Origin of the sequence: Streptomyces sp. NPDC088124 (genome assembly GCF_040685895.1) — a bacterium.
Taxonomy (GTDB): Bacteria; Actinomycetota; Actinomycetes; order Streptomycetales; family Streptomycetaceae; genus Streptomyces.
Window position 1 is genome coordinate 31,395 of sequence record NZ_JBFBJB010000029.1, and the last position, 25,423, is coordinate 56,817.

Sequence of the window (25,423 nt, forward strand, 5' to 3'; positions counted from 1 at the left end):
GCGGCTCGGCTCGCCGGGACGGGACGGCCGTCCCCCGCTCGTACGGCCTGGCCGACCCGCCCGTCAGGGCAGGGTGGGTCGGTCAGGCCGTACGAGCGGGCGTCGGCCCGGAAAGGGGGAGAAGGGCGGGCGGCACCACGGGGCGCCGCCAACGGGGCGGCGCGCGCCCCGAGTTCCGCCGGATGATCAGCGCGGGCCGCGGCGCGGCGGTGGTGTCACGGTGCCCGACCGCCGGCCCGTGGCGCTCTCCGGGCACCGACGGCCAGACGAACAGCAGCAGTTGCCACGCGGTGGCCATCAGGGACTCGCCGCGCCACAGCAACGCCTCGGTGACGCCCAGCAGCCGGGCGGCGATCACCACGGTCACGAGGTGCCCCGTGAGCATGACCCAGGGCGGGGGCCCGGCGGCGGCCGCGTGCTCCACGGCGCCGGAGAGCCCGCCGCCCGAGGGCGCCGGAGCACCCGGGACCGGAGCGACCCCGCACGCCCCCGGCAGGGAGTACGCGGCGTGATAGGCCACCTGCGCGGCCGCCAGCGCGCTCAGCAGCTGGGCATCGGAGAGCCGTCTCCGGGTGAGGCCGACCGCGCCGAGCACGGCGACCGCGGCGACGGCCCCGTCCACGCACCACTGGGGCGCGTGCCCCTGCGCCAGCAGGTGCCCGGCCAGCGGCAGCAGCACGCAGGCGGCCGCGAGCAGGGCCGCCCGGACAGCCCGCGGCACCCCGGAGGCCGGGGGACCGGGGCGGGCCGGAAGGGCGGGACGCATGACGGCGTGGCTCTCGATCGTCAGCAGCGGGCGGCGGTGAAGCTCGGTGCCGGTGTGCTTCGCAGCGTACCCACAGCCCCGCGCGAGGCTCCGGGCCGGTCCCGCTCTCCCCCGGAACAGGGGCCACCACACCCCTCGGCTGTGAGGTGCGTCACGTCAGGGTTATGTCAGGCGACTGGCCGGGGGCCGTCAGTCCGCTCCCCTTCCATGGGTGTCCAGTCGAGCTCTTCACCCTCCCGGATCTCGACCCCCCACAGACACGGAGGAGATGCCATGACCGAGACCCTGTCCTGCCCCGCGGGCGGTACGCAGCCACTGCCGGAGTACCCGATGGAGCGCGCCGCGCAGTGCCCGCTGGCGCCCCCTCCGACCGCGCAGAAGCTGCGCGCGGAGCAGCCGATCACGAAGGTACGGATCTGGAACGGCGGCACGCCCTGGCTGATCACCCGCCACGCCGACCAGCGGACCCTGCTCACCGACCCCCGCGTCAGCGACGACGACCTCGACCCCGGTTTCCCGTACGTGAACGCGCACCGCGCCGAGATCGCGCCGCTGACGCCGCGGATGATCACGAACACCGACGCGCCGGAGCACACCCGGCTGCGGCGGACCGTCAACGGGCCGTTCGTCATCAAGCGGATCGAGAAGATGCGGGAGCCGATCCAGAAGATCGTCGACGATCTGATCGACGAGATGCTGGCCGGGCCGAGCTCGGCGGACCTGCTCAAGACCTTCGCGCTGCCGGTGCCGTCCCTCGTGATCGCCGAGCTGCTCGGGGTGCCGTACAAGGACCACGACTTCTTCCAGACCAGCAGCAGCACGGTGCTGGACAGCACGGTGCCGCCGGCGAAGGCGCGCGAGGTCAGCGGCGCGCTGGCGGCGTACCTGGACAAGCTGCTCGAAGAGAAGACGGCGGCCCCCGGCAACGACGTGCTCTCGGAGATGGCCGGACGCGTCAAGGCCGGCGAGATGAGCCGCCCCGAGGCCGTCAACATGGGCGTCGCGATGCTCATCGCCGGTCACGAGACCACCGCCACGATGATCAGCCTGGGCACCCTGGCGCTGCTGCAACACCCCGACCAGCTCGCCCTGCTGCGCGACACCGACGACCCGAAGGTGATCGCGAACACGGTCGATGAGGTGCTCCGCTACCTGTCGATCGTGCAGACCGGGGTGCGGCGCGTCGCCAAGGAGGACATCGAGATCGGCGGTGTCGTCATCAAGGCGGGCGACGGGATGATCTTCGACCTGCACGCGGCGAACTGGGACCCGGAGGCGTTCCCCGAGGCCGAGCGCCTGGACCTGACCCGTCCGGCGCGCCAGCACCAGGCGTTCGGCTACGGGCCGCACCAGTGCCTCGGACAGAACCTGGCCCGTCTGGAGCTCCAGGTCGTGTACGGCACGCTCTACCGCCGGATCCCCACGCTGCGCCTGGACGCGGAGATCGCGGAGCTGGAGTTCGACCACACCGGGACGACGTACGGCGTCCACAGCCTGCCGGTCACGTGGTGACGTCCCGCACCCCCCGGTGACGCCCCACACCCCCTGGTGACGTCCCACACCCCCTGGTGACGTCCCACACCCCCACGAACAAACAGAGGTGAACGATCATGCGTGTAGAACTGGACGAGCCGAAGTGCGTCGCATCGGGGCAGTGCGTGATGGCCTCCCCCGAGGTCTTCGACCAGCGGGAGGACGACGGCGTCGCGATCCTGCTGGAGGAGCATCCTGACGATGCCCTCCTCGACGGCGTGCGCGAAGCCGTGGCGATCTGCCCGGCAGCCGCCATCCGGCTGGTGGAGCGGTGAAACGGATCGTGGTCGTGGGTGCCTCGGCCGCCGGGCTCGCGGCGGCCGAGACCCTGCGCAGGGAGGGGTACGACGGGGCTCTCGCCCTGGTCGGAGCGGAGCCGCACGCCCCGTACGACCGGCCGCCGCTCTCCAAACAGATCCTCGCCGGGGAGTGGAGCCCCGAGCGCCTGCCGCTGCGCCCGTACGCCGATCTCGAAGCCCTCGGCCTCGATCTGCGGCTGGGGCTGGCGGCGACCGGGCTGGACCCGGCGCACCGTACGGTGCGGCTGGCGGACGGGACGCGGCTGGGGTACGACGGGCTGATCGTGGCCACCGGTGTACGGCCCCGGCGGCTGCCCGGCGCGGGTGCGCATGTGCTGCGCACCCTCGACGACGCCCTCGCGCTGCGGGACCGGCTCGGCCCGGGGCGTCATCTGGCCGTGGTGGGTGCCGGGTTCCTCGGTGCGGAGGCCGCCGCCGTGGCCCGTGGGCTCGGCGCGCGGGTCACCCTGCTCGAACCCGCCCCGGTGCCGCTGGCCCACGCGGTCGGCGAGGAGGTCGGCCGCGTCCTGTCCGGGGCCCACCTCGACCACGGCGTGGACCTGCGCACCGGTGTCGCGGTGCGGGAGATCACCGAGGACGGTGTGCTCCTCGCCGACGGCGGCCTGGTCGCGGCGGACGAGGTCCTGGTCGCCGTCGGGTCGCTGCCCAACACCGACTGGCTGGCGGCGAGCGGGCTGACCATCGGCGACGGGCTGGTGTGCGACGCGTACTGCGAGGCCGCCCCCGGTGTCTACGGGGCGGGCGACGTGGCCCGCTGGCACAACCCGCTGTTCGGAGTCGACATGCGGATCGAGCACCGTACGCACGCGGCCGAACAGGGCATGGCCGCCGCCCGCAACCTCCTCCGCCCGGACGCGCGCAAGCCGTTCGCGCCTGTCCCGTACTTCTGGTCGGACCAGTACGACATGAAGATCCAGGCGTACGGACACCTGCGCGGCCACGAGGAGGTCGCCGTCGTGGCCGGGGATCTGGCGGAGCGCCGGTTCGTGGCCGTGTACCGCACCGGGGACCGGGTGACCGGAGCCCTCGCGGTCGGGATGCCGCCCAAGGAGCTCCGGCGGTGGCGCCAGGCCGTCGCGGCGGGCGCCTCCTGGGACGGGACCGTGCCGGACGGGGCGGCCGTGCCGGCCGAGCTCGCCTGACCAATCCTTCAACGACCGGACGCCCAAGGAGAAAGGGATCGTTCATGCAGGACACGCAGGACCGTACGTACGACGACGCGCGGGACGTGGTGGTGGTCACCGGGGCGGGCGGCATGGGATCGGCCGTCGCGCGGCGGCTCGGCAGCGGGCGGACGCTGATCCTCGCCGACGCCTCGCGGGACCAGCTCGACCGGACCGTCGACGCGCTGAGCGCCGAGGGGTACGCCGTACGGGGCGTGCCGACCGATGTGTCGGACCGCGCCTCCGTCGAGGAGCTGGCGCGGACGGCCGCGGGCGAGGGCCGGCTGACGGCCGTCGTGCACACGGCGGGGGTCGCGGCCGCCACCTCGTCGGCCCGGAAGATCTTCGATGTCGACCTGCTCGGCACGGTCCATGTGATCGACGCGTTCGAGCGGGTGGCCGTGCGCGGTACCTCGCTGGTCTGCGTCTCCAGCATGGCGGGCCACTACGCCTCGCTGAGCCGCGAGGACGAGGCCGCCCTCGCGACGGCCCCGGCGGAGGAACTGCTCGCTCTGGGCGCGGTCACCGCGGTGGGGGAGGACGCGACGGCCGCGTACATCGTGGCCAAGCGGGCCAACCACGTACGGGTGGAGGCCGCGGCGCTCGCCTGGAACCTGCGCGGCGCCCGGATCAACACGGTCAGCCCGGGGGTCATCTCCACCGCGATGTCGAAGGCGGAGGCCGACTCGGATCCGGAAGGACACATGCTCCGCATGGTCGAGGCGTGCGGCGCGGGCCGTACCGGCACGCCCGGGGAGATCGCCGACGCCGTGGCCTTTCTGGCCGGGCCGGAGGCGCTCTACATCACCGGCACCGACCTGCTCGTCGACGGCGGGCAGGCCGGCTGGATCCGCTGGCACATGCGGCGCTGAGGAGCCGCCACTCACTCCTCGGCGGCTCACTTCTCGACCGCTCACTTCTCGACCGCTCACTCCTCGGCCGCTCAGTCCTCCGAGAGGGCCGCGCGGGCGCCGCCCGGGGCGACGCGGTCGGTCGTGGCGGCCAGCTCCCTGACCCGGTCGACGCCGACCGGGACCCCCGGGGACTCGAAGAACCAGCGTCGCTGCGCCTCCTCGTCCATCCCCTGGGGCCGCGCTCCCATGTACGGCCGTACGTAGCCGGAGGTGCCGGGCTCGCTGCGCCAGCTCTCGGCGAGCGTGCCGATGTCCACCGCGTCGTAGCCGATCAGGTCCAGCAGCTCCGCCACCCGCGCCTTCGCGTCCGCGTCGTCACCGGCGACGGGCAGGGCGCTGCGGTCGGTGGCTCCGGCGGGCCGGGCGCTGGTGACCAGGCGGCGGAAGTCGATGTTGTTGAACGCCTTGACCACGCGCGAACCGGCGAGGTGCCGCTGCACCATCTCGCTGGAGGTCCGCTCGGCCGCGTCCAGTTCGGCGATGCGGTCGTCGCGCTCCGGGTAGTAGTTCATCGTGTCGATGACGATCTTGCCCGCCAGGTCCGCGGCGGAGAGCCGCGGGTAGGCGCGCAGCGGGATGGTCGCCACCACGAGGTCGCCCGCCCGGGCGGCCTCGGCGGGCGTGGCCGCCCGGGCGTGCCCGCCGAGTTCGGTGACGAGTTCGGTGAGGGTCTCGGGGCCGCGCGAATTGCTCAGTACGACATCCAGTCCGGCCGCGACGGCGAGCCGGGCCAGCCCGCCGCCGATCATGCCGGTGCCGATGAGCCCCAGTGTGCGGAGCGGGGGCCGGATCTGGTTCTCGGACACGATGTCGCATCTCCGTTTCTATGGTGAATCCAAGGAAGGAAAGTGAAACCCGGTGTCACCGTAGATCCCGCGTATCGCTCCTGCAATCTCCATCCGCTGAAGGGCATGACACGTGGTCGGCGGGGGACGTCCACGGCCCCAAGTCACCCGGCGGGGCGTCCGCGTCGTGCGACCGCCGTACGGCCGACCGTCGCCGCGAGCTTGCGCAGCCGCCGCCAGTCCAGGGGCGGCTTCACCGCCGGGACGCCCGGCCGGTTCCTCGGGACCCGTACGCGCAGGGCGCCGGGCTCGATGCGGCACCGTACGGGCGTGGGCAGGACCAGCGCCTCCCCGTCGACGCCGACCTCGATCTCCGCACGGTCGGCGTCCACCGTCACCTCGTCGGCCGTCAGGACCGTGAGCCCGGCCGACTGCCGGCCGCGCAGCAGCCCGGCCGCCTCCGCCGCGCTGTCGACCCGTACACCGAGCAGCCCGAGCGCCCCCGAGTCCAGCCGCTCGCGGAAGCCCAGACCGGCCGGGTCCTCCGTGCGGTACGGGTTGTTGCTCACCAGGAGGGCCTGCGGGCCGGTCACGGTGACCGGTGTTCCGTCCGTGGCGGTGGCGGTGGCCGTCAGCAGGGGGCCGCGCTCGTGGGTCAGCAGCTCGGGCAGCAGTTCAAGGGTGGTGCGTACCTTGTCGTCGCGGTAGGCGGGGCTCTGCACGACCGCCGCGTACGCCCCGAAGGACGCGTTGTTGACGAAGGGGTGCCCGCCCGCGAAGCCGAGGTCGACGTGGAGTTCGACGCCGTCGGTCAGCGCGTCCAGGCAGGCCGCCGGGTCCTCCCGGTCGAGCCCCAGGTCCATCGCGAAGTGGTTGCGGGTCCCGGAGGAGATCACCAGGAACGGCAGCCCCCGCTCCGCCGCCACGGCCGCCACCAGGGCCTGAGTGCCGTCGCCGCCCGCCACGCCCAGCAGATCGGCCCCGTCGTCGGCGGCCGTACGGGCGAGGGCGGCCACGTCCTGATGACGGCCCGTGTCGAGCAGCAGGACGCGCGCGCCGAGCCGCTCCGCCTTCTCCCGCAGCCCGAACCTGCCGACCTTTCCGCCGCCGGAGCGCGGGTTCATGATGAGGAAGGGACGCCGGGGCGGCGCCGTCTCGTACTCCGTCATGGCCGGGGCGGGCGTGGCGCCCGTACTGCTGAGCGCGGTACGGCCCGTCCAGACGGCCAGCGCCCACAGCGCCGCGGAGACCAGGACCAGCCACAGCAGGTTCGCCGCGTCGAAGAACCCGAGGACGGTGAGCGGTGTCGCCACGGCCAGCGCCCCGGCCCCGGCCCGGGCGGCCCCGCGGCGGGTCAGGACCCACCAGACGGCCGCTGCGGTGAGGGCCGTCCCGGCCACGATGACGCCGACCAGCAGCACACTGGCGGCGCCCGCGTACCCGATCGGCAGCAGCACGGCCGCTCCGGCGGAGGCCAGCGAGACCCGCGCCGACCAGCGCTGCGCGGCATGGGCGCGCTCGCCGAATTCCACAACCACCGCTTCTCCCACCGATCACGCGGCCCGGTACCCGACCGGCCCGGCGGCCTTTCACGTGATCACATTCGCTCGACAGCGCGACATGGTAGGGCCGGTGACCGTCCCGTGGCCATCCGCCCGCGCGCCGCGCGCCCCTCCTTGCGCCGGCACGTCAGGACCGGGTCACCCGTACCTTGAAGTGCTCCTTCGGCTCCTCCGACAGCACCGAGATCAGGATCCCGTTGTCGCGGTCCTCGAAGGACTGCCCCGGCCGGTACGGCGCGTCCGACAGCTCCGCGTGGACGTTCGGACGTCGCGTACAGCCGCCGCTGTTCTCGCTGCTGTCCGCGATCGTGACCGGACCGCGCCCCGTGTCGACGGCGGCGTCCACGCGGTAGACCAGCACGCCCGGCTCGCAGACCGCCTCGTCGTTCCCGGCCCGCGTCCGCACCTCCACGGCGTACCCCGACTCCGCGGAGATCGGCACGAAGGCCATCTTCGGCCCGCCCGGCGTCGCCAGCGGACCGAGCAGATGGTCCGTGGTGCCGCGTTCCGACGCACAGCCGATCTGCTCGTCGTCGAGCCAGCCGAGCTTCCACTTGTGCCAGCCCAGCAGATCGTTGTTGGCGCCCCAGTCCTCGGACATGATGTCCCAGTGCCCGACCGAGCCGCCGCCGTCCACCGTGTAGAGGTCGGGGAGGCCGAAGACATGCCCGTTCTCGTGCGGCAGGACCCGGTAGCCGGTGTCGCCGTACGAGCCGGAGCCGTCGTCCTGGCGGCTGTAGACGAAGGACGTGTTGGCGAGCGGTACGCCGTCACCCTTCGGGGCGTCCGCGTTGCCCGAGAAGGTGACGGACAGGACGGTGTCCAGTGCCGAAGGGCCGGCGTTGGGCGTCACCAGGATATTGACCAGGTCGTACCCGGCGAAGTTCACCCGGTCGTCGGCGGCGGTCACGATGTCGGCGACCAGCCGCCGGTAGCCGGGCTCGTAGGGCGCGCCGCGCTCTATCCCGTACTCCGCGAACGGCAGCGGCATCCGCAGCCAGTCCTTGACCGGCGCCTCGGGACGGTAGTCGAGGCGCCCGTACGAACTGGTCCTGAACCACTCCGACGTCTTCGGGAAGAACTCGGCGAGCCGGTCGAGCGCCTTCCCGGGGCCCGGTGCGTCCGAGAAGTCGATCATGAGGTTGAGGGCGCGGATCCGACCGGTCGAGCGGGTGTAGCCGGGCGGTGTGGGCAGCCCCTCCGACATCGCCACGGCGGTGGCGGCGGAGATACGGCACGGCCCGCGGCTCATGTCCTTGACCGCGGCGGGCCCCGCGTGGCCGGCGACGGGGAGGGTGCCGCTCGCGCTGGTCAGGGCGGCGAGGGTGAGCGCCGCGAGACCGGCGAGAGCGCCGAGACGGCGGGCGCCGGGTCCGGGTATGAGAAGCCTCTGCCGCATGCGGCCGCCTTCCTTCTCGGCAGCCGACCGTCCTGACTGCCCTCCGTCAGATCACCCTCCGACGGTGGGCGTGTCGGCGCTCGCTGGGTGCGCCGATCGGGTATGGACCCCCTGAAGCCGGGGCTGTGGCTCAGGTCACACTGATGGGTGAAATAACCGGGGACGAGTTCCCCGTTTGCATCTACGTCCCCGGATGGCCGGGGGCATGCGGACCGAACGACCACGACATGGGAAGGGGCGCGACGTGACCGTCACCGCCGCCGTCGCATCCGGCACCGCCATGGGCGCGGCGGCCGGGGGTACGGCCACGGCCGCCCCTTCCGCCGCCGCGGGACCGGAGGCGCGCCGCGCTCCCCGGCCGCGCGCGGACGCCCTGCGCAACCGGGAGCGGATCGTGGCGGCGGCCCGTGAGGCGTACGTGGAGTACGGCTCCGAGGCGCCGCTGGACGAGATCGCCCGCCGCGCCGGCATCGGCAACGCCACGCTCTACCGGCACTTCGCCGACCGGCACGCCCTCGTGCACGAGGTCGTCCTCGCCGTCATGGCCAAGGTCGCCGACGAGGCGGAGCGGATCGCCGCCGAGGAGGCCGACGCGTTCACCGCGCTGCGCCGCTTCACGCACGCGGCGGCGGACGAGCGGATCGGCGCGCTCTGCTCGATGCTCTCCGAGGCGTTCGACCGGAACCGTCCCGATCTGGAGGCCGCGCGCCGTCGCCTCGAAGGCGCCGTCGAAGGGCTGATGGAGCGGGCACGGCAGGCGGGGCGGCTGCGCCCGGACGTCGAGTCCGGCGATCTCATGGTCGCGCTGTCCCAGCTCACCCGACCGCTGCCCGACAGCGGCTGTCTCGCCATGGACCGGTTCGCGCACCGGCACCTCCAGCTCTTCCTGGACGGACTGGAGACCCCCGCCCGGTCCGAACTGCCCGGCTCGGCCGCGACCCTGGAGGATCTGCGCCGCGCCGCTCCGTGACGCGCCCTTGAACCAAGAACCAGAGCAGGCCTCGCGCAGGAGCAGGCCCGAAGCGAAGAACGTCCTGAATCCCTGACCGACCCGAACCAGCCTTGCCGGACGCGCGGACGCGCGGACGCGGCGGGGACGCACGAACGCGCACGTGCGCAGCTCGGCCGACGAGTCGACGCGTTGCTGAGCCAAGGCCCATCCACGACCACCGGCAGCCAGGCCCGCCAGCGGGCCACGCGCTGCCCGCGACGGCTTCACGCCGCCGTCATCACCCCGCAATGACTTCGTAAGGCCGGCAGCGTCGCCTGTCCTTACGTACGTTTCGCCCTTTCTGCATCCTTAGGTGGATACCTCCATGTCAAAAGCAGCCGAAAAGCGGCTTCCTGCCCCAGGTACCCCAGGTACCCCAGGTGCCGCAGGTGCCCCAGGCAGCCCCGGCGCCCCCGAGGCCTCGTCGGCCCCCGATCCAGGGCGTTGGAAGGCGCTCGTCTTCATCGCGCTGGCCCAGCTCATGGTCGTGCTCGACGCGACCATCGTGAACATCGCGCTGCCCTCCGCCCAGCAGGACCTGGGGATATCGGACGGCAACAAGCAGTGGGTCATCACCGCCTACGCCCTCGCCTTCGGCGGTCTGCTGCTCTTCGGCGGCCGCATCGCCGACCTGTGGGGCCGTAAGCGCACCTTCGTCACCGGCCTGATCGGCTTCGCCGCCGCGTCCGCCATCGGCGGTGCCGCGAGCGGCGAGGCGATGCTGCTCGGCGCCCGCGCGCTGCAGGGCGTCTTCGGCGCGCTCCTCGCGCCCGCCGCGCTCTCGCTGCTCGCGGTGACCTTCAGCGACGCCAAGGAGCGCGCCAAGGCGTTCGGCATCTTCGGTGCGATCGCCGGTGGCGGTGGCGCCGTCGGGCTGATCCTCGGCGGGTTCCTCACCGAATACCTGGACTGGAGGTGGACGTTCTTCGTCAACATCCCGTTCGCGGTGGTGGCCGCGCTCGGCGCGTACTTCGTGATCCGCGAGCCCGCGGCGGGCCGTAACCGCTCCGCGCTCGACATCCCCGGTGTCGTGCTCTCGACGCTGGGCCTGGTCTCGCTGGTGTACGGCTTCACGCGCGCCGAGTCCGACGGCTGGAGCCACCCCGTCACCGTCACGCTCTTCGTGGCGGCGGCGCTCCTGCTCGTCCTCTTCACGGTCGTCGAGTCGAGGGTCAAGGCCCCGCTGCTTCCGCTGCGCGTCGTCACCAACCGCAACCGTGCCGGTGTCTACCTCTCGCTGGGCCTGGCCATCATCGCGATGTTCGGCCTGTTCCTCTTCCTGACGTACTACCTCCAGGTGGTGCAGGGGTACTCGCCGGTCCGGACGGGCTTCGCCTTCCTCCCGATGATCGCGGGCATGATCACGGGCTCGACCCAGATCGGCGCCCGGCTGATGACCCGGGTCCCGCCGCGCTACCTGATGGGCCCCGGCTTCCTGGTCGCGGCGGTCGGCATGCTGCTGCTGACCCGGCTGGACCTCGGTTCCTCGTACGCGGGTGTGATCCTGCCCGGCCAGCTCCTGCTGGGCCTGGGCATGGGTACGGCGTTCATGCCGGCCATGTCGCTCGCGACATTCGGTATCGAACCGCGTGACGCGGGTGTCGCCTCCGCGATGGTCAACACCTCGCAGCAGGTGGGCGGCGCGATCGGGACGGCCCTGCTGAACACGATCGCGGCCTCGGCCACGACCTCGTACCTCGCCTCGCACGCCGCCACCGCGGGCGGCGACGCGCAGCTGCTCCAGATGCGTGCCCTGGTGGCCGGGTTCTCCAGCGCCATCTGGTGGGCGGTCGGCATCCTCACCGTCGCGGCGGCGATCGCGGTCACCCTTATCAACACCGGCCGCCCCGGCGCCGCGGCGGGCGCTCCGGGCGCGGGCGGTACGCAGGGCGCGGAGGCGGACGAGGTGCAGCTCCCGGTCGCGATGCACTGATCGCGACGCACTGACCGGAGGCGAAAGGCGAAAACGAAAGGCAGAACCAAAGGCAGAACCAAAGGCAGAACCAAAGGCGAAACGGCCGGGACGACGACGGATCTCCCCTGGCGCCGCCGCTCCCAGGAGTCAGCGGCGCCAGGGCAGATCCGCGCCCGTCCCCTCGGGCTGCAGCCCTTCCGCCATCACCTGCATGATCTCGCCGAGCTGAGCGACCTGCTCCGGGGTGAGCCGGTCGAAGATCGCCTGGCGTACGGCGGCGACATGGCCCGGCGCCGACCGCTTCAGCATCTCGAAACCCTGGTCCGTGAGGTACGCGTTCTGCCCCCGCTTGTCGGAGGGGCACTCCTCGCGCCGCACCCAGCCGTTCTCCTCCAGCCGCGCGATCGCGTGGGAGAGCCGCGAGCGGGTGATCTTGGCCTCCATGGCGAGCTGCGTCATCCGCAGCCGGCGGCGCGGTGCCGACGAGAGTTTGACGAGGAGCCCGTAGTAGACGTGCGGCATCCCCGCGTCACGCTGGAGCTGACGGTCGAGGTGATCCTCCAGCAGGGTCGTCGCATGGACGTAGTTCAACCAGACGCGCTGCTCCTCGTCGCTGAGCCAGCGGGTCTCCTCCACTCGGTGCTCAGCCTCGCCGGTGTCTTCGCCTGGGCCGGCTCCTGTGCCGGTGGATGCCATGGTCATGTATTCCACTGTACTCATTCTTGAAAGTTAAACTAGCTGTGGTTAAGCTGCTAAGAAATGAATGCTTGAGCTTTCAAATTTTGGGCCCGCGTGACCCATGACCCGGGAGTCGCCATGAACGCCGTCGCGGAGCGGATGCCCGCCCTCTACCTCTCCCACGGGGCCCCGCCCCTGGCCGACGACCCCGTCTGGCCGGGGGAGCTGGCGGCCTGGTCGGCGGCGCTGCCGCGCCCCAAGGCCGTGCTGATGGTCTCGGCGCACTGGGAGGAGGCCCCGCTCGCGCTGGGCGCCACCGCGTCCGTACCGCTGGTGTACGACTTCTGGGGCTTCCCCGAGCACTACTACCAGGTGCGTTACGACGCCCCCGGCGCCCCGGGGCTCGCGGACTCCGTACGGAAGCTGCTGCGCGGCGCCGGTACGCCCGTCCAGGATGTGCCGGACCGCGGGCTGGACCACGGCGCGTACGTACCGCTGGTCGAGATGTTCCCCGACGCGGACATCCCCGTGCTCCAGATCTCCCTGCCGACGCTCGACCCGCGCAAGCTGCTGGACATCGGCCGCAAGCTGGCCCCGCTGCGCGACGAGGGTGTCCTGATCGTCGGCAGCGGCTTCTTCACCCACAACCTCGCGGCACTGCGCCACCAGGGTCCAGGCGTACCTGGCTGGTCCGAGGAGTTCGACGACTGGGGTGCGCGGGCGGTCCAGGCGCAGGACATCGACGCCCTTCTCGACTTCGAGCACAAGGCCCCGGCCGGCCGCCTGGCCCATCCCCGCACCGAGCACTTCGCCCCGCTGTTCGTGACGCTCGGGGCCGCAGAGCACGAGCTGGGTACCGGCAGGAGCGTCATCGACGGCTTCTGGATGGGCCTGGCGAAGAGATCGCTCCAGTTCGGCTGAGCGCCCGCCGGGCGCGGGCGGGGGCCTGCCCGGTGCCGGTGGGGTGCCCCGCCGGGCCCGGGTGGGGTGCCTGCCCGGCGGCGGTGGGGTGCCTGCCCGGCGGCGGCGCGGCGATCGCTGAGCAACCAAAGTCGCATGCGGGTCGTCTTCAAGAAGTGAGCGGAGCTGCTGAAGCCGCCGGTGGCGCTACTCCGTGAGCGCGCTCGGCATCAGCTTCGGTAACTGTCCTGACCTGCGCTTCTCTGTCCATCAGAGGGGCCGGGCCAGCCGGTCGACGGCACAGGGTACTGCATGATCACAAAATCCATGCACGCCATGGGAATTCTGTCCGGATTCCAGTCGTTGTTTCCAACGGATGCAGGGCACCCGGAAGGGTGTCGCGACCTACTCAGTTCAGTAAGGGAGCTCGCATGGCAACCCGTGCCGTCGCCCGTCGTTCCGCCTCCAGCGGGGCGAAAGCGGCAAGCAGTGTTCGCGCTGTAGGCGGGGAGATCGCCGACCGCGACCTGGTCGGCATGTACCTCGACGAGATCGCGCGTACGCCGCTGCTCGACGCAGCAAAGGAAGTCGAGCTGTCGCAGACCATCGAGGCCGGAGTCTACGCCCGGCAGATCCTCGACGGAGAGGTGGAGAGCGAGGCGGGCGGCGCCTCACGCGAGGAGCTGGAGGCACTCGTCGCCGAGAGCGAGCGCGCGAAGGACGTCTTCATACGCTCGAACCTCCGTCTGGTGGTGGCTGTCGCGCGCCGTTACCCGCGCAGCGGTCTGCCGCTGCTGGATCTCATTCAGGAGGGCAACGCGGGCCTGGTCCGCGCGGTCGAGAAGTTCGACTACGCCAAGGGCTTCAAGTTCTCGACGTACGCGACCTGGTGGATCCGCCAGGCCATCACCCGCTCCATAGCCGACCAGTCGCGCACGATCCGGCTCCCCGTTCACCTCGTGGAGGAGCTCGGCAGGATCCGCCGCGTGCAGCGGGAGTTCAACCGGGAGCACGGCCGCGACCCGGAGCCCACGGAGGTCGCCGCCGAGCTGGACTCGAATCCGGCGCGCGTCATCGATGTCCTGGACTGGGCCCGTGACCCGGTCAGCCTCAACATGTCGGTGGACGACGACGGGGACACGCAGTTCGGTGATCTGCTGGAGGACACCTCCGCGGTCTCGCCCGAGCAGTCCGTGCTCACGCTGCTGCGCAGCGAGGAGCTGGAGGATCTGATCGGCAAGCTCGACCAGCGCACCGCCTCGATCATCAAGATGCGGTACGGCATCGAGGACGGCCGCGAGCGCACGCTGACCGAGGTCGGCAAGCAGCACGGCCTGACCCGCGAGCGGATCCGCCAGATCGAGAAGCACGCGCTGCTGGAGCTGAAAAAGATGGCGCGGGACACCGGCTTCGACGCGGCGGCGTGACGTCGCCGCGTCTTGGCCGTAGTGTCCCCTTTACCCGCACTCGTTCTCCGAGCGGTACGGGACGGCCGACGCGTCGGCCCCAGAGACGAGCCCCGGCACCAACCCCCCCCCAGGTGCCGGGGCTCCCTTCTGCCCCGGCACCTGCGCTGCCAAGGGCTCACCCCTCGCTGAGCGGCCTTCCTAAGCGGTCGTCGGCGGAGAGGCAGGGGAAGCGGCGGAGGCGGGGGAGGCCACGGAAGCCGGAGAGGCCGGAGAGGCCGGGGAAGCGGCGGAGACGGCGACGGAGGCCCGGGTCAGCCGGGCCCCCAGCTCTCGCAGATACCCGGTGAGCTGGGCCGGGGCGTGCGCGGTGAACTCGCAGTCCACCAGCGCCAGGCGCAGCGCCAGCCACTCCAGCGAGTCGCCGACGGTCGTACGCAGCCGGCAGGAGCCCGGCCCGGTGGACTCGGGCGCGCCGAGATGCGCCGGAAGACGGGCCGCCACGAACTCGGCGGGCGCCCGGAAGGTGACGTCCACGTCCACCTGGGGCTGCATCCGTGACATGGAACGGACCAGGAACTGCGCGGCGTCCCCCGTCGGCAGCTCGCGGGGGGAGAACCGGGCACCGGTGGCGAACGGCGCGCTGACCCGGTCGACCCGGAACGTACGCCAGTCGTCGCGCTCCAGGTCGTACGCGACGAGATACCAGCGCCTGCCGGTCGAGACCAGCCGGTACGGCTCGACCTGCCGCTTCGTCTCCGTGCCGTCCCCGGAGCGGTAGCCGAAGCGCAGCCGCTCGGTGCCGGCGACGGCTCCGGCCATCACCGTGAGGGTGTCCGGGTCGATGGTCGTGCCGTCCCCGCGGGTGAGCGGCATCGTCGCCGTCTGGAGGGTGGAGACACGGTGCCGGAGCCGGGACGGCAGCACCTGCTCCAGCTTGGCCAGGGCGCGTACGGACGCCTCGTCGACGCCCTCGATGGCGTGGCCCGCCCCGGCCCGCAGGCCGACGGCGATGGCCACGGCCTCCTCGTCGTCGAGGAGCAGCGGGGGCATGGCCGCACCGGCGACGAGGCGGTAACCGCCGACCGCCCCCATCGTGGCCTCGACGGGGTATCCGAGGGTGCGGAGCCGGTCGATGTCGCGGCGGATGGTGCGCGCGCTGACGTCGAGCCGCTCGGCCAGTTCGCTGCCCGGCCACTCGCGCGGGGTCTGGAGGAGGGAGAGCAGCCTCAGGAGCCGTGCCGGGGTGTCGGTCATGCGTCCATGGTGCGCGTCATCTAGGACATGTTCCGACCTGAATGCTCCCTAATTTGTGGCGCATGAGTTCACCCACCACGTCCCCGGCATCCCCGGCATCCCCGGCGTCCCCGGCGTCCCCGGCAGCACCCGCAGCCCCTCCCGTCCCATCTCCTGCCCCGTCACCCGTGGCACCGTCCGCCGCTCTGGAGGCCCCCTCAGAGCGGGCTCCGGAGGCCGGAGACCGGCGCCGCTGGCTGGCCCTGGCCGTGGTCATGACGGCCGCCTTCATGGACCTGGTCGATGTCACCATCGTCAACATCGCCATTCCGAGCATCGAGCGGGACCTCGGCGCGACGTTCGGGGCGATCCAGTGGATCACCGCCGGGTACGCGCTCGCCTTCGCCGCCGGGCTGATCACCGGTGGCCGACTCGGTGACATATACGGCCGCAAGCGGCTCTTCCTGATCGGTATCAGCGGATTCACGGTGGCCTCCGCGCTCTGCGGCTTCGCGGGCAGCCCGGAGATGCTGGTCGGCTCGCGGCTGCTCCAGGGCGCCATGGCCGCGATGATGGTGCCCCAGGTGCTGGCGATCATCCATGTCACCTTCCCCGCCCACGAGCGTGGCAAGGTCTTCGGGCTGTTCGGGGCGATCGTCGGCCTCGGCGCGGTCTCGGGCCCGCTGCTCGGCGCGCTGCTCACCCAGTGGAACCTCCTCGGTCTGGAATGGCGCCCGATCTTCCTCATCAACCTGCCGGTCGGCGTGGCCGGAGTGCTGCTCGGCCGGCGGTTCATCGTCGAGTCCCAGGCGCCCAAGGCGCTGCGGCTCGACCTGGTGGGCGTGGTGCTGGTGACGGTCGCGCTGCTGATGCTCGTCTATCCCCTCACCCGCGGCCGCGAGCTGGGCTGGCCGCTGTGGGGTCATGTCTGCATGGCCGGCAGTCTCGGCGTGCTGGCGGTGCTGGTGGCGTACGAGCGGAGGAAGACCCGCAAGGACGGGTCGCCGCTGATCGAACTGTCCCTGTTCCGGGTGAAGAGTTTCGCCGCGGGCGTCGCGGTCCAGCTCACCTTCGGGGTCGCGCTGGGCATCTTCTTCCTGGTCTGGACGCTGTACATGCAGATCGGTCTCGGCTGGAGCCCGCTGCACGCGGGGCTCACGGGGGTGCCGTTCTCCCTCGCCGTATCGGTCGCGGCCGGTCTCTCGGTACAGAAGCTGGTCCCGCGCTTCGGGCGCGGGGTCCTCCAGGCGGGCGCGCTGACGATGATCGCGGGGCTGCTGCTCTACATCGGCGCGGCCGGACGGTATGGCCTGGAGATCAGCTCCTGGCAGATGGCGCTGCCCCTGGTGGTGATGGGCGCGGGCATGGGTCTGATCGTCGCCCCGCTGACGGACGCGGTGCTCTCGGGTGTCCCGCGCGAACACTCGGGATCCGCGTCCGGCCTGATCAACACCACGCAGCAGATGGGCAACGCGCTGGGGCTCGGACTGGTGTCGGTGGTGTTCTTCGGGGTGGTCGACGACCGGCCGGCGAGCGCGATGAACGAGGCCTTCGCCGATGGCTTCCAGCACGCGCTGTGGTGGGTGGTGGCCGTGCTCGCGGTCATCTTCACCATGATGTTCGCGCTTCCGCCGAAGCCGACCGCCGAACCGGCCGCCGAGCCGACCGCCGAAACGAGCACGGAAGCGGCTACCGGTGTGGGTACGGACGCGGAATGACTGATCGTGTCCGTTGTTCGCCCGAATCTGTTTACTTTCCAGAAATGTGGGCGTAGCGTGTCGCCGAAACCACAGGTTCGGGCACTGAACGGACGTAAACCCACATGTACGCACCGGAGCGTCAGCAGGAGATCCTGCGCCTGGCCCGCGAGGGCGGACGCGTCGACGTGCTGTCGCTCGCCGAGCAGTTCCAGGTCACGGCGGAGACCGTACGGCGTGACCTGAAGGCACTCGACCGGGCCGGTCTCGTACGCCGCGTGCACGGTGGGGCCATACCGGCCGGGCGGATGGACTTCGAGCCCGACCTCGCCGAGCGCGAGTCCACCGCCGCCGACGAGAAGGACCGCATCGCGCACGCGGCGCTCGCGGAACTGCCGCAGGACGGCAGCGTGATCCTGGACGCCGGATCGACCGTCGCCCGGCTCGTGGCCGAGTTGCCGCTGGAGTGCGGGCTCACCGTCGTGACCCACTCCCTCCCCGTCGCCGCCCGCCTCGCCGACCACCCGGGGATCTACCTCCACCTGGTCGGCGGGCGGGTCCGGCACCGCACCCGCGCCGCCGTCGACGCCTGGGCGCTGCGGGCCTACGGGGAGATCCGCGCCGATGTCGTCTTCCTCGGCGCGAACGGTTTCTCCCCCGAAGGCGGTCTCACCACCCCCGACCTCGCCGAAGCCGCCGTGAAGCGCGCGGTCATCGGCGCGGCGCGGCGTGTGGTGCTGCTCGCCGACTCGGCCAAACACGGCCAGGAGCACTTCGCGCGCTTCGGCACGCTCGCCGATGTCGACCTGCTCATCACCGACAGCGGGCTCAGCCCTTCGGATGTCACGGCCATCGAGGCCGCCGGCACCGAAGTGCTGTGTGTTTAGGAGAACGCCGCATGATCCTCACCGTCACCCCCAACCCGAGCCTGGACCGTACGTACGAGGTCCCGGCCCTCGACCGTGGCGAGGTGCTGCGGGCCACCGCCGAGCGCATGGACCCCGGCGGCAAGGGTGTCAACGTCTCCCGCGCCGTCGCGGCGGCCGGCCGTCGTACGGTCGCCGTGCTGCCCCTCGGAGGCGCCCCGGGGGCGCTGGTCGCGGAGCTGCTGGCCGGGCAGGGGATAGAGGTCGCTCCGGTGCCGGTCGCGGGGGCGACCCGCTCCAACATCGCGCTCGCCGAGCCCGACGGCACCCTGACCAAGATCAACGCGCCGGGGCCCGAGCTGACCGCGGAGGAGTCGGAGTCGCTGCTCGCCGTGGTGCGCACGCAGATCCGTACCCACTCCGCCTCCGCGGCGTGGATCGCCTGCTGCGGCAGCCTGCCACGCGGACTGGCCCCCGAGTGGTACGCGGAACTGGTCGCCGGCGCCCATCACGCGGGGGCGAGGATCGCGCTCGACACCTCGGGCCCCTCACTGCTGGCCGCGCTGCGCGAGCGGCCGGACGTCGTCAAGCCGAACGCCGAAGAACTGGCCCAGGCCGTCGGCCGCCCCCTCGCGACCGTCGGCGACGCCGTCAAGGCCGCGGAGGAGCTGCGCACGTACGGTGCCGCAGCCGTCCTCGCCAGCCTCGGCGCGGACGGCCAGCTCCTGGTCTCCGGGGCGGGGACGTACTTCGGCTCCGCCACGGTCACCACCGTCCGCAGTAACGTCGGTGCGGGCGACGCCTCGCTCGCCGGGTTCCTGGCGGCGGGCGGCGAGGGCCCGGAGGCGCTCGCGTCGGCCGTCGCGCACGGCGCGGCGGCGGTACAGCTCCCGGGCAGCGTCATGCCGGCGCCCGGGGATCTGGACCCGGCGGCGGTCACGGTGACCGCCGACATCCCGCTCGACCGCCTCCTCAGGGAGCCCGCCTCATGACCCCCTTGCCGTCCCCAGCCCCCATTCCTGCTTCGCCCCTTTCCCCTGATTCCCCTGTTCCCCTCCCCGTCCCCCTTCTGGACCTGACCCGCGCGATAAGCGAGCAAAGGAGCCCGCGATGAGCGACATGATCACCGCGGACCTGGTCGACCTCGACCTGGCCGCCGAGACCAAGGAAGCAGCGGCCCGCTCGCTGGCCGAGCGGATGGTGACCCTGGGCCGGGTCACCGACCTGGACGGCTTCCTGGCCGACGTGGCCGCGCGCGAGGCGCAGATGCCGACCGGTCTCGACGGCGGCATCGGCATCCCGCACTGCCGCAGCGCCCATGTCGCCGAACCGACGCTGGCCTTCGGCCGGTCGGCGCGGGGCATCGACTTCGGCGCCCCCGACGGCCCGGCCGACCTGATCTTCCTGATCGCGGCCCCGGCAGGCGCCGACGACGCGCACCTCACGATCCTCTCCGCCCTGGCCCGCCGCCTGATGAACGAGGAGTTCACCACCGCGCTCCGGTCGGCGACGGACGCGACGGCGACCGCCGCGCTGATCCGTGGCGAGGAGCCCACGCCGGCCGAAGCCGAGGCAGCCGCTGCCCCCGCGACGCCCGAGCCGGCCAAGGCCCCGGAGACAGCGTCCGAGAAGGCACCGGAAGAGGCACCGGGAGCGCAGGCCCAGGCGGCCGCCCCGGCCGCTCCCCAGGTCTTCCGGATCGTCGCGGTCACCTCCTGCCCCACCGGCATCGCGCACACCTACATGGCCGCCGAGGCCCTGGAACAGGCCGGACAGCAGGCCGGCGTCGAACTCGTCGTCGAACCGCAGGGCTCCTCCGGCTTCAACCGGCTCGACCCGGCCGTCATCGCCGCCGCCGACGGCGTGATCTTCGCGCACGACGTGCCCGTACGGGAGAAGGAACGCTTCGCCGGGAAGCCGACGGTCGACGTCGGCGTCAAGGCGGGCATCAACCGCCCCGCCGAGCTGATCGCCGAGGTACGCGGCAAGGCCGAACGCGGTGAGATCAGTGACGCCGCGGGCGCCCACAGCTCACCCGTCGACGACGCGGGAGAGCCCGGCGAGGGATACGGCACCAAGCTGCGCAAGTGGCTGATGTCGGGTGTCAGCTACATGGTCCCGTTCGTCGCGGCGGGCGGTCTCCTCATCGCCCTCGGCTTCGCCATCGGCGGCTACACCGTCAACAAGGCCCCTTCCGTCGCCGAGCACTTCGTCTGGACGGAGAGCATGAGCTGGGCCGCTCTGCTCTTCCAGATCGGCGGCCTGGCCTTCGGCTTCCTGGTGCCCGTCCTCGCGGGCTACATCGCGTACGGGATGGCGGACCGCCCAGGTCTCGTGCCCGGCTTCGTGGGCGGCTCCATCGCCCTCACCATCAACGCGGGCTTCCTCGGCGGCCTCGCCGCCGGTCTGATCGCCGGTGGTGTGGTGATGGCCATCCAGCGGGTCAAGGTGCCCGCCCCGCTGCGCGGCATCATGCCTGTCGTCGTGATCCCCCTGATCTCCTCCGCGGTCGTCGGATTCCTGATGTTCCTGGTGGTCGGCAAGCCGATCGCCTCGCTCCAGGAAGCCCTGTCCAGCTGGCTCTCCGGCCTGTCCGGGGCCAACGCGATCATCCTCGGCGTCATCCTCGGCCTGATGATGTGCTTCGACCTGGGTGGCCCGCTCAACAAGGTCGCCTACGCCTTCGCCGTCGGCGGTCTCGCCAACCCCAACGAGGGCAGCCTGAAGGTCATGGCCGCCGTGATGGCCGCCGGCATGGTCCCGCCCCTGGCCATGGCGCTCGCCACGACCGTGCGCGGCAAGCTGTTCACCCGTACCGAACGCGAGAACGGCAAGGCCGCCTGGGTGCTCGGTGCCTCCTTCATCACCGAGGGCGCGATTCCGTTCGCCGCGGCCGACCCGCTGCGGGTGATCCCGTCCGCGATGGCCGGCGGCGCGGTGACCGGCGCACTCTCAATGCTCTTCGAGTGCACGCTGCGGGCCCCGCACGGCGGCGTCTTCGTGGTCCCGCTGATCGGCAATCCGTTCCTCTACCTGATCGCGATCGCGGCGGGTACGGCCGTCACCGCCGGACTGGTCATCCTGCTCAAGGGAGCACGGAAGACCGGCCGTCCGGACCAGGCCGCCGGGGCCGGAGCCGACGGAGCGAGCGGCGCCGGAGCGGAGGCCAAGGTGCCCGTGGGCGTCTGAGACCACCGGCCGACCCCGCCCCTGCCCATCCCGGGAGGGTCGTACGGTCCGTCCACCCCTGGCGGCCGTACGACCTTCCTCCCGGCCTGGGCCGCTCAGCCCCGGCAGGCTCTCACAGAACCCGCGCGCGGAGCTCCATGGCTTCGCGCGCCGTCTCTTCGGCCCCGTACACCTCACACATGTGCCGGCCGTCCGGAGTCGCCGTGTGCTCCACCTCCCACAGGCTCATCTCGGTGCCGTCGATCAGCAGGAACGCGTGCTCGTAGAGCATGAACCCCGCGTCCTTCCCCTCGACTTGGCACTGTCGGCCGAAGACCTGCGTGATGTGATGCGCGAACGCCGTCTTCAGCAGGAGCTTGGTCTCCTCACCCGGGCAGTCCGCGTTCTCCGCCCGGCGCAGCACTCTGCGGGCGTGGTCCGGGGAGTTGTCGGGTGAGTACAGCCGGTGCCGCGGCGCGGACGCCGGGGCGGGCAGCGCGCGCAGTCCGCGGATCAACGCGAGATGAGCGTCGATCTCCGCCGTGCGCTCCGACTCCAGCTCGGCGAGCAGATCGGTCGCGAGGTCGTCCATGGCCGTCTCACGACTTCGGGGCTCCTCCTCCCGGAGTTCGTCGTCCAGGCATCCTCGTTCTCCCCAGTACGCCTCGTCGCCCTCCTGGTGCGGGCCGGCCGACGAGAGCCGCGGTGCCTCCGGACTGCCCGGACGGCACAGCCGCGCCGCGGCGAGCTGGGCCTCGGACTCGTCCCCGTACAGCTCATGCAGCCGCGCGCCGTCCCGGCCGGTGTTGTGCACCAGCTCCCAAAGGCTGAGCGCGCTGCCGTCGTTGAGCAGATAGGTGTGCCGGTACGTCTCGCGGTGCAGCCCCGCACTGTGGTGCGCGGAACACAGCGAGCTGGCGTGCGCCAGCGCACGGTCGAGTCGATCGACCAATGCGTCAGGCAGGTCGAAGGAGTTGAGTGCCCGACCCAGGAGTCGCTCGAGGTGCGTCTCGGTTGTCTCGTAGGGATCGTTCAAGATGGGTCTCCAGGCCGTCGCCACATGTCACTTGGTGATTGCATAACGTAGTGCCTAGGGCTGACATCGCGTCCTAAGTTTGGGAAAACGAAGGGGGCGTACGCAAAGTTCCCGCGCGCCCCTTGTCAACTCGCCGGACACGCCCCTCAGTCGAGCTCGTACAACTCGCGGTACGAAGGGAACGTCCCGCCAGGCCCGTCGACCCCTTCCGCCGCACGCACGGCCGAGACGATCGCCCTGGTCACCACGTCCGCGCCTGCTGCCAGTATCGCGTTGAGAGCGAGCAAATCCCCCTCGGGCAGAGGCCGGACGCCCGTCGACAGCGCGAAAACAGTATCCCCGTCATTGAGTAGATGCACAGGACGGACGGCGCGCGCGATGCCGTCGTGCGCCGTCCCCGCGAGCTTCTGCGCCTGGGCGCGGGAGAGTTCGGCGTCGGTGGCGACCACGGCCAGGGTGGTGTTGAGCGGAGCGGGGCCGTTCCGCTTGCTCAATTCGGCCAGTCGTCGTTGCGCCGCCTGATGTACCTCAGGTGTCGGGTACTCCGTACGGCCGCTGAAGTAGCGTCCGTACAGCACGCCGGTCAGCGGATCGATCGCGGAGCCCGCCGCGTTGGCCACGATCAGCGCGGCGACGGTGATTCCGGACTCCAGGACCGTACTCGCCGTCCCCACGCCGCCCTTGACCGGCCCGACGAGGGCGCCGACCCCCGCGCCCACACACCCTTCCGCGACCGGCGCCCCGCCCGACGACGCTGCCGCCGCCTCCACCGCCGCCCGCCCGGTCGCCGCGTCGGGCCGGATCCGCCAGTCACCGCCGCGCCCCAGGTCGAAGATGCCCGCCGCCGGGACGACGGGCACCACCTGACCCGGGTCGGCGCCGACCCGTATGCCCCGCCCCTGCTCCTCCAGCCACGCCATCACACCGGACGCCGAGTCGAGCCCGTACGCGCTGCCGCCCGTCAGCACGACGGCCTCCGTGCGCTGGACGATGTTGCGCGGGTCGAGCGCGTCGGTCTCCTTCGTGGCCGGACCGCCGCCGCGTATGTCCACGGCGGTGACCACCCCGCCCTCCGGGGCGAGCACGACGGTGGTGCCGGTGAGCGCGCGATCACCGGCCACCTGAGCGTGCCCTACCCGGAGGCCCGCCACGTCGGTCAGTGCGTTATTCGATGCCATGAGCCCCATGCGTACCACGCGCTTCGGGCAGTGAAGCGCTGTACGCCGGAGAAACGGCGTGGGGAGGGCGGAGCGGGCGTCGGCGGAGTCCGAGGTGGGCCGCGCGCGCGTCGGCCGATCCCGGCCCCGGGCGCCGTCCGCCGCACGTCCGCGTACGCACCGACGGCACAGGCGCCCCCGTACTCTGGAGGTATGAGCACCACCCCGACCCCCGACCCGGCCCCCGCGGAACAGCACCCCGAGCCGCGCCGGCCGAGCGGGCCGCCGCGTCCGCACGCCGCGCTGATCTTCGACGATCCGCTGGACCAGCAGTCCTCGGACGACACCGACGACGGCTGGGGGGACCGCCCCACGGGCAGCGGCGGCTCCGCCGATCTCGCCCGCTTCCTCGACGAGAAGCCCCCCCACCACATCTGAGGCGACCGCCCCGGGCCGGGCGTCCCACGGTGCGCCACCAGGGCGCGCGAGCCCGGCACGATCCGTACGCGAGACCTTAAGGCGTGCTCCGGCCCGGGCTGCCGCCGCCGGGGCCGCGCTGCGCGACCAGAGCGTCCCTGATCTCCTTGAGCACCTCCAGCTCGCTGACTTCGATGACCTCCTGGACCTCTTCCTTGGCGGCCTGCTGCCTGGCGCGCCGGGCGAGGTACTTGGCCATCGGCAGCACCATCAGGAAGTACACGACGGCCGCCGTGATCAGGAAGGTGAGAACCGCGCTCAGCACCGTCCCCCACATGATCGGAATGCCTCGGGCTACCTCGCCCGCGTCGTTCATCTCGCAGGGTGCCTTCAGGCACGAGCTGTACTTGTTCAGATCCTGTGTGCCGAACGCGCCGACCACCGGGTTGATGACGCCCTTGACGACCGACGTCACCACGTTGGTGAACGCCGCCCCGATGACCACCGCCACCGCGAGGTCGATCACGTTGCCGCGCATCAGGAAGGCTTTGAAGCCCTCCAGGACGCTTTCCTTCTCCTTGCTCACGAGTGAGCCTTTCTTCACATGTGCTGTAGGGGTGACAATCTGTTCCGCAACCTACGGCAGCGCGTGCCCGCGCTGTCCACTCCGCACACGCGATCAGACGACGCCACAGCTCGCCGGTGCGAGTCCGGACCGCACGGCCCAGCTCCACCCCCCTCCGGAGCAGACGTCCTAGAACCGGCCGCGCCCGCGTGGCGCCGCTCCGTACCCGACTCCACACCGCGCGGATCAGCACAGCGTCACCGCCAGCCGCGAGGTGGCGCTCGCTCCGGCCAGCGCCGTGGCGGTGGCGCGCGGCACGGACAGAACGATCAGGGCCCCGCCCTCCGGCGAGATCTCCGGGGCCTTCGGGACATCCGCGACCCGGGCGCCCACCGCCACCACACGCGCCTCGGGCCCGCTCTCCCCGAGCCCCGCGGATCCCGGCGGCGGTACCGCGGACGCGATCACATCGACACGGTCTCCCCGGCGCAGCAGCCGGACCGTCGCCGCGTCGGCGATACGCACGGGCGCGGACACCATTTTCATCGGTCGCGGAGTCCGCTGACCTCGGGAGGGCGGCGGCGACGCGCTGAGGGGGCCCGGGGCGGCCCCCGCACGGGCCTCGGTGCCCGCGGTGCCGCCGGCCGCGCCGCCGGCTCCGGCTGCGGCCAGCGCGGCAGCCGTCACGGCCAGACCGGCCGCCGCCGCCCGCCGTCGTTTCCTCAGGACCCTGCGCAGCCGCTGCCGTGATCCGCCCACGCACAGCGGGGGGAACGGCGGCACGTCGCGCGGCTCCGGCGTAGCACCGGACGGAAGAAACAGGGGACGCGGGGCGACGAGGGGCGGGTGTGCGTAGGGGGGAAGCGCGGGGGCGCGGGAGGGATCATGCGTGAAGGAACCGGACACGGCGAACACCGCCTGACGTGAGAAGTTTCTGCGATCGCTCCTC

Annotated in this window: 23 protein-coding genes; 13 read left to right on the plus strand and 10 right to left on the minus strand. The window is 72.0% G+C overall.

Annotated features, from left to right (window positions below):
* Positions 1-82 precede the first annotated feature (82 nt).
* Positions 83-766, minus strand: coding sequence for a hypothetical protein (locus AB0P17_RS23855; protein WP_365813914.1), 684 nt, complete (start codon positions 764-766; stop codon positions 83-85).
* 273 nt (positions 767-1,039) lie between these two features.
* On the opposite strand from AB0P17_RS23855, the gene AB0P17_RS23860 reads away from it, so the two are divergent.
* The 4 genes from AB0P17_RS23860 to AB0P17_RS23875 all read left to right on the plus strand — a co-directional run bounded on the left by AB0P17_RS23860 (position 1,040) and on the right by AB0P17_RS23875 (position 4,654).
* Positions 1,040-2,278 carry a cytochrome P450 gene (locus AB0P17_RS23860; protein ID WP_365813915.1) on the plus strand — a complete coding sequence of 413 codons (1,239 nt, stop codon included), beginning with the start codon at positions 1,040-1,042 and terminating at the stop codon, positions 2,276-2,278.
* 98 nt (positions 2,279-2,376) lie between these two features.
* Complete coding sequence (locus AB0P17_RS23865; protein WP_365813916.1) at positions 2,377-2,574, plus strand: ferredoxin; 198 nt, start codon at positions 2,377-2,379, stop codon at positions 2,572-2,574.
* A complete protein-coding gene (locus tag AB0P17_RS23870) occupies positions 2,571-3,761 on the plus strand; it encodes an FAD-dependent oxidoreductase (RefSeq protein WP_365813917.1) in 1,191 nt (396 codons plus the stop codon). Before AB0P17_RS23865 ends, AB0P17_RS23870 begins: the two co-directional genes overlap by 4 nt.
* Positions 3,762-3,805: 44 nt before the next feature.
* Positions 3,806-4,654, plus strand: coding sequence for an SDR family oxidoreductase (locus tag AB0P17_RS23875; RefSeq protein ID WP_365813918.1), 849 nt, complete (start codon positions 3,806-3,808; stop codon positions 4,652-4,654).
* A gap of 71 nt (positions 4,655-4,725) precedes the next feature.
* Here AB0P17_RS23875 and AB0P17_RS23880 read toward each other — a convergent pair whose 3' ends face one another.
* The 3 genes from AB0P17_RS23880 to AB0P17_RS23890 form a co-directional block, all read right to left on the minus strand.
* Positions 4,726-5,502, minus strand: a complete 777-nt coding sequence (locus AB0P17_RS23880) for an NADPH-dependent F420 reductase (RefSeq protein WP_365813919.1) — start codon at positions 5,500-5,502, stop codon at positions 4,726-4,728.
* A gap of 143 nt (positions 5,503-5,645) precedes the next feature.
* Complete coding sequence (locus AB0P17_RS23885; RefSeq protein WP_365813920.1) at positions 5,646-7,019, minus strand: diacylglycerol kinase family protein; 1,374 nt, start codon at positions 7,017-7,019, stop codon at positions 5,646-5,648.
* Positions 7,020-7,170: 151 nt separating this feature from the next.
* Positions 7,171-8,442 carry a M6 family metalloprotease domain-containing protein gene (locus AB0P17_RS23890; RefSeq protein ID WP_365813921.1) on the minus strand — a complete coding sequence of 424 codons (1,272 nt, stop codon included), beginning with the start codon at positions 8,440-8,442 and terminating at the stop codon, positions 7,171-7,173.
* Positions 8,443-8,722: 280 nt separating this feature from the next.
* On the opposite strand from AB0P17_RS23890, the gene AB0P17_RS23895 reads away from it, so the two are divergent.
* Positions 8,723-9,412 carry a helix-turn-helix domain-containing protein gene (locus AB0P17_RS23895; RefSeq protein ID WP_365813983.1) on the plus strand — a complete coding sequence of 230 codons (690 nt, stop codon included), beginning with the start codon at positions 8,723-8,725 and terminating at the stop codon, positions 9,410-9,412.
* A 346-nt stretch (positions 9,413-9,758) separates the two neighbouring features.
* Positions 9,759-11,366 (plus strand): DHA2 family efflux MFS transporter permease subunit, encoded by a 1,608-nt coding sequence (locus tag AB0P17_RS23900; RefSeq protein WP_365813922.1) that lies wholly within the window; start codon positions 9,759-9,761, stop codon positions 11,364-11,366.
* Between the two features lie 129 nt (positions 11,367-11,495).
* Here AB0P17_RS23900 and AB0P17_RS23905 read toward each other — a convergent pair whose 3' ends face one another.
* The gene (locus AB0P17_RS23905) at positions 11,496-12,050 is read right to left on the minus strand and encodes a MarR family transcriptional regulator (protein ID WP_365813924.1); all 555 of its coding nucleotides are present in this window, start codon (positions 12,048-12,050) and stop codon (positions 11,496-11,498) included.
* 114 nt (positions 12,051-12,164) lie between these two features.
* Between AB0P17_RS23905 and AB0P17_RS23910 the strand changes: the two genes are divergently transcribed.
* On the plus strand, positions 12,165-12,947 hold the full coding sequence (locus tag AB0P17_RS23910; RefSeq protein ID WP_365813925.1) for a class III extradiol ring-cleavage dioxygenase: 783 nt from the start codon (positions 12,165-12,167) through the stop codon (positions 12,945-12,947).
* A gap of 410 nt (positions 12,948-13,357) precedes the next feature.
* Entirely contained in the window at positions 13,358-14,353 is a 996-nt protein-coding gene (locus AB0P17_RS23915) for a sigma-70 family RNA polymerase sigma factor (protein WP_365813926.1), read from the plus strand.
* 180 nt (positions 14,354-14,533) lie between these two features.
* On the opposite strand, the gene AB0P17_RS23920 is transcribed toward AB0P17_RS23915, so the two are convergent.
* The gene (locus AB0P17_RS23920; RefSeq protein ID WP_365813927.1) at positions 14,534-15,589 is read right to left on the minus strand and encodes a YafY family protein; all 1,056 of its coding nucleotides are present in this window, start codon (positions 15,587-15,589) and stop codon (positions 14,534-14,536) included.
* A gap of 167 nt (positions 15,590-15,756) precedes the next feature.
* Here AB0P17_RS23920 and AB0P17_RS23925 point away from each other — a divergent pair, with 167 nt between their 5' ends.
* The 4 genes from AB0P17_RS23925 to AB0P17_RS23940 all read left to right on the plus strand — a co-directional run bounded on the left by AB0P17_RS23925 (position 15,757) and on the right by AB0P17_RS23940 (position 21,320).
* Complete coding sequence (locus tag AB0P17_RS23925; RefSeq protein WP_365813928.1) at positions 15,757-17,286, plus strand: MFS transporter; 1,530 nt, start codon at positions 15,757-15,759, stop codon at positions 17,284-17,286.
* A 104-nt stretch (positions 17,287-17,390) separates the two neighbouring features.
* Positions 17,391-18,152, plus strand: coding sequence for a DeoR/GlpR family DNA-binding transcription regulator (locus AB0P17_RS23930; protein ID WP_365813929.1), 762 nt, complete (start codon positions 17,391-17,393; stop codon positions 18,150-18,152).
* 11 nt (positions 18,153-18,163) lie between these two features.
* Complete coding sequence (gene pfkB, locus AB0P17_RS23935; protein WP_365813930.1) at positions 18,164-19,123, plus strand: 1-phosphofructokinase; 960 nt, start codon at positions 18,164-18,166, stop codon at positions 19,121-19,123.
* 118 nt (positions 19,124-19,241) lie between these two features.
* Entirely contained in the window at positions 19,242-21,320 is a 2,079-nt protein-coding gene (locus tag AB0P17_RS23940; protein WP_365813931.1) for a fructose-specific PTS transporter subunit EIIC, read from the plus strand.
* A 112-nt stretch (positions 21,321-21,432) separates the two neighbouring features.
* Here the strand turns inward: AB0P17_RS23940 and AB0P17_RS23945 are convergent, their stop codons facing one another.
* Both AB0P17_RS23945 and AB0P17_RS23950 read right to left on the minus strand, forming a co-directional pair.
* The gene (locus AB0P17_RS23945; protein ID WP_365813932.1) at positions 21,433-22,335 is read right to left on the minus strand and encodes a DUF6227 family protein; all 903 of its coding nucleotides are present in this window, start codon (positions 22,333-22,335) and stop codon (positions 21,433-21,435) included.
* Positions 22,336-22,481: 146 nt separating this feature from the next.
* A complete protein-coding gene (locus AB0P17_RS23950; protein WP_365813933.1) occupies positions 22,482-23,513 on the minus strand; it encodes a P1 family peptidase in 1,032 nt (343 codons plus the stop codon).
* A gap of 192 nt (positions 23,514-23,705) precedes the next feature.
* Between AB0P17_RS23950 and AB0P17_RS23955 the strand changes: the two genes are divergently transcribed.
* Positions 23,706-23,930: a hypothetical protein gene (locus AB0P17_RS23955; RefSeq protein ID WP_365813934.1), complete on the plus strand. Its 225-nt coding sequence runs from the start codon at positions 23,706-23,708 to the stop codon at positions 23,928-23,930.
* Between the two features lie 76 nt (positions 23,931-24,006).
* On the opposite strand, the gene mscL is transcribed toward AB0P17_RS23955, so the two are convergent.
* Both mscL and AB0P17_RS23965 read right to left on the minus strand, forming a co-directional pair.
* Positions 24,007-24,495 (minus strand): large conductance mechanosensitive channel protein MscL, encoded by a 489-nt coding sequence (gene mscL, locus AB0P17_RS23960; protein WP_365813935.1) that lies wholly within the window; start codon positions 24,493-24,495, stop codon positions 24,007-24,009.
* A gap of 225 nt (positions 24,496-24,720) precedes the next feature.
* On the minus strand, positions 24,721-24,999 hold the full coding sequence (locus AB0P17_RS23965; protein WP_365813936.1) for a hypothetical protein: 279 nt from the start codon (positions 24,997-24,999) through the stop codon (positions 24,721-24,723).
* Positions 25,000-25,423: the final 424 nt, after the last annotated feature.